At 33.1% G+C, this 4,602-nt stretch carries 2 protein-coding genes and 1 pseudogene; 1 reads left to right on the plus strand and 2 read right to left on the minus strand.

All coding sequences use genetic code 11. The annotated features are described in order from the left end of the window. Nucleotides 1-1,061 precede the first annotated feature (1,061 nt). On the plus strand, nt 1,062-2,114 hold the full coding sequence (locus tag AFK68_RS09610) for a DUF3466 family protein (protein ID WP_168186390.1): 1,053 nt from the start codon (nt 1,062-1,064) through the stop codon (nt 2,112-2,114). Between the two features lie 300 nt (nt 2,115-2,414). Here the strand turns inward: AFK68_RS09610 and AFK68_RS09615 are convergent. Further along, nucleotides 2,415-3,301 (minus strand): radical SAM protein (locus AFK68_RS09615; RefSeq protein WP_168186391.1); only part of this gene is annotated, 887 nt, incomplete at its 5' end. A gap of 1 nt (nt 3,302) precedes the next feature. Then, nucleotides 3,303-4,240 (minus strand): annotated as a pseudogene (locus AFK68_RS41385) (radical SAM protein); the annotation flags it as partial. Between the last annotated feature and the right edge of the window lie 362 nt (nt 4,241-4,602).

Raw genomic sequence — 4,602 nt, forward strand, 5'->3', positions numbered from 1 at the left:
CACATAAACTCAAGTTTTTCCTTTTATAAATAATCTAAATAATCTATACATCCTGATTCTAATGGCTGATTTAGAGGCTATTTGAAATTATAAAGGTAGAAAAATTGCATACTTACGAATTTTGAATTGGTGTACAAGTAGTTATGTTCCTTGGACAAAATTCAATAATTTGTAAATACTATTCATTTGAGACTCAGAATTGAAAAGGCTTTCTGTTCTCTGTTCCTTTTTGCCTAGATATATAGATAGTAAATCACGATTATCAAAGGACTACCTTAAATAAAATTGGGATATTTCCCAATCATATTATAAAGATTCGGTAAAGATTCTTCAAAATAATTGCTAATTTGATGAAGATTCGGTAAAACTACTGAGGAAATGTGTCAGTAAAGCTTTTCTTAATTTATGATGTTTACCAAGTTGAATAGTTTAACTGTTAACTAGAAAATCTTGATGGGTGTAAATCATAATGTATCAACCAATACTAATAGAAACGGCTGATTTTTGATGAAGTCCAACGTAATTACCTATTTTTTTCTTGTTAGATAAACAATGAAACCTAAATGGGCATAACCCCTAATAAATTACGAATTACAGTAGTGCATCAGTCAAGTGTGGAATAGGTAATCAAATAGTTCCAGTTCCAAGGAGCGATCAAGCGATGGGAGGTTTGGTAGGCTTTCGATAAGCATGAACATGGGCATTATGAATCAAATACAAAAAATACATATTTGTATTTTTTTGCACGTCCATAACACCAAAATAATTTATTGTGGCAATTCATGCACATTATCGCTATTCATTCAGAAATCCACTGATAATCAGAATAAATTAACAANTGAACATGGGCATTATGAATCAAATACAAAAAATACATATTTGTATTTTTTTGCACGTCCATAACACCAAAATAATTTATTGTGGCAATTCATGCACATTATCGCTATTCATTCAGAAATCCACTGATAATCAGAATAAATTAACAACACTCAACCAAAGCGAAAAAACTCCCACACTTTACTTTATGGACAACCCAAATTACTATGACTTCATCTAAATCTATGACTCAAAAAACGCAACTAACCCAAGTATCATCAGAATTACAGAACTTAACTGTAACAAAATCTCATATTGCCACTGCTGCCTCTAGTTATGCTCTGACTGACTTAGGTACACTTGGAGGCCACCTGTGTGTCGCTAAAGGTATTAACGACTCTGCTCAAATAGTTGGTTATTCAATTACCAGTAGTGGACAACGACGAGCTTTTATCTGGAGTCCCAACCAAGGTATGGAGGATATTGATACTCTTAGCGATACTTCAACCTGTGCTTATAGTATTAATGACTATGGTCAAATGGTGGGGTATTTTGTATCGGACAGTGGTCAACGGAAAGCTTTTATTTGGCATGAGACAAAAGGTTTTCAAAATATTAATACCGAAAGTAATAGTTTCAGTGAGGCTTATGGCATTAATAATTTTGGTCAAGTAGTAGGTTGTGCTATTTCCAGTGATGGTAATAGAAAAGCTTTTATTTGGGATAGCAAAAATGGTATGGAGTATATTAGTAATGGAAGTGAGATAGAAAGCATTGCCTATAGTATTAATGATTCTGGTGAAGTAGTAGGCTATTCTCTTTCCTCAGATTTTATCCTCAAAGCTTTTGTTTGGAAGAGTGACAAAGGTATCCAAGAATTACCAGGTTTTTTAGGTTCAGATATTAATATGTCTGGTCAAGTAGCTGGTTTTTATGCTGTATCTGAAGATAATAACCGAGCTTTTTTGTGGGATAGGAGTGACAAATTTCAAGACATAAGTACCATATCTGGTAATGTCAATTTACAATTTTTTGATAGCGAAGCTAATAGTATTAATAATTCTGGTCTAATAGTAGGATATTCTGACAGGATAATAAATCCAGAGCAAGAATTATGGGTTAGAAAAGCTTTTATTTGGGATAGTGTTAATCAAATGCAAGACCTAAATGATTTAACTTATACTGGTGATGATTGGATTCTCAGAGAAGCACGAGCTATTAATAATCATGGGCAAATTGTCGGATGGGGAAATAAAGGCGAAAGTCGTCATGCTTTTTTATTGACACCTATTTCTTGAGATAATAAATGGTGATTGGAGAATTTTTAATTTTTTATGTCTAATCAAAGGGTTTTAATATAACCAGGTAAACAAAAATCATTACACATTTTTCTTTAATTAAAACCATTTTACTGGAATAGTGACAGAGTAGTGGAATGAAACTTTATACAGCGCTTTTCAGATAGATGACCTCATGTCACAACCAAAATATTGTAGGGACGTTCCATGGAACGTTCCTACTATTTTTTACCTAAGTGAAAACTGCTATAACTCTGTTGATATAGTTAATTTCTCTCATAGTATTAAAACAGAAATTATTTAATTTTTAAACAAAGCAGTCGCTTCAGCTAAATGCTTCTTCAAAGTTGCCTCAGGTAGAGGACCTTGAATATGATTCCAAGGCAAAACTTGTTCTAATTCCCAATCATTAAAAACATAAAAATCTAAGTCTGGTAACTCTCCACGCAACTCCTTAAAAGCTCTTTTATAACTACCCAAAGAATCTCCATAATTTCTTACCAATTCTAATAAATAAGATAACCTTCTATCCCCTCTAGAAATTAATCCTTGAATAACTGACCATTTATAACTTTCTGGGCGAAAATCTATTCCCTTTGAACGTAATTTTTTCTCCAAAAATTTCAACCGTTTTTCTGACTGATAATTTACTCCAAACCATTGAAAAGGAGTATGAGATTTCGGCACAAAAGTGCTACAACCCAAACTTAATCTTAAACCAGGAGCAGCTTTTTTCAAAGTCAACATCATCTCAATAGTTGCATCTAAATCTTCTTCCTCTTCTCCGGGTAAACCTACCATTCCATAAAATTTTATCCCTTTTAAACCACCAGCTTTAGCATTAACAGCAGCCTCAATAATTTCCTCATTTGCCAACTTTTTATTAATAATTTTACGCAGGCGATCGCTCCCACTTTCCACAGCAATAGTAATTGACTTTGTATCACGATTAGCTAAAATTTTTGCCAGTTTTTCTGTCACAGTATTTGTTCTAACTGATGCAATACTCAACCGAATATCATCATATTTTGACTGATTCAAATAATCTAATAAACTGTTAAATTCTGGATGTTGAGTTACCGAAGCACCCAATAAACCCAAACGTTTTGTGACAGTTAATCCCTTTTCAATTGCCGGAATAAGAGAGGCTTCTAAACTAGCACTTCTAAAAGGTAAAGTCAGATAACNGTATTTGTTCTAACTGATGCAATACTCAACCGAATATCATCATATTTTGACTGATTCAAATAATCTAATAAACTGTTAAATTCTGGATGTTGAGTTACCGAAGCACCCAATAAACCCAAACGTTTTGTGACAGTTAATCCCTTTTCAATTGCCGGAATAAGAGAGGCTTCTAAACTAGCACTTCTAAAAGGTAAAGTCAGATAACTTGCCAAACAAAAACGACACATTTCTGGGCAACTTCTCACGACTTCTACCATAAAAATATTTTCCCAAGCTGCCTTTTCAGTAACAACAGTTGAAGCAGATAGAGTATTACCTCGATAAGTTTGTTTTTGCACAATAGGAGGAATATCTTTATCTATAGGTTCAATAGATTTAATCGCACCATCGGTACTTTTATAAGTTACTTGATAAAGACTAGGAATATAAACCCCAGGCACTTTAGCTAAATGTTTGAATTGTTCTTGTTTTTCAGCACCTCTAACTTCTTTATAAGCATTAATAAAATTCCCCAATAAATTTTCCCCATCTCCCAACAAAATTACATCAAAAAAATCAGCAAAAGGTTCTGGGTTTGCCGTTAAAACAGGTCCGCCACCAAATACTATTGGATAATTTTCACCTAAACGATTTTTCGCTCTAATGGGAATTTCCAGAGACTCTAGAATACTTAAAATATTGACATAATCAAGTTCCCAGGAAAGAGAAAAACCAAATAATTCTGGTTGTTGTGGGAGAGGTTCATTAATATCAGTAAATAACCGACTAACTTGTAAATCAGAACGCATTGCTAAAGTTGCCCAAACAATCTGATAACCAAGGCTAGTTATGCCCACACTATATTCATTAGGAAAAGCAAAAATCATCGGAATAGCATTAGATTCAGGGATAGCTGGAGTGAAAAGCAAACTTTCAGTATTAAAGAGATTATTAGACATATTTAAACAGTTATTAGTTTTAAACAGTTATCAATTATTAGTTATTAGTCAAAGAAGTTTTCAGGTCAATGAACCACATATAGCAATTCCCAAAAAGAGTGAGGTACAAAATTCTACGCTTTAGGCAATAGGCAATAGGTAACAGGCAATAGGGAACAAAGAAGAAATATAAAACTGTACCTTACTAACCTGAGAAACGCTATAACTAAATAAGTTGTAATTTAATCGTAGGGGTTTGGTCTCCAAGCCCAATACCTAGCAATTTTTAGGTCAATGAACCACATAAAAAAATAATAATTTTGTAGTTGCATAAAAAGTCCCTACTGTATTTTACCCAAATAAAAACCGCTATATAATATAGC

This window comes from Hydrocoleum sp. CS-953, assembly GCF_002260545.1.
Lineage (GTDB): Bacteria > Cyanobacteriota > Cyanobacteriia > Cyanobacteriales > Microcoleaceae > Trichodesmium.

Coding starts and splice junctions, on each gene's coding strand:
- AFK68_RS09610 (WP_168186390.1), top strand. CDS start 1,062: ATGACTCAAAAAACGCAACTAACCCAAGTATCATCAGAATTACAGAAC.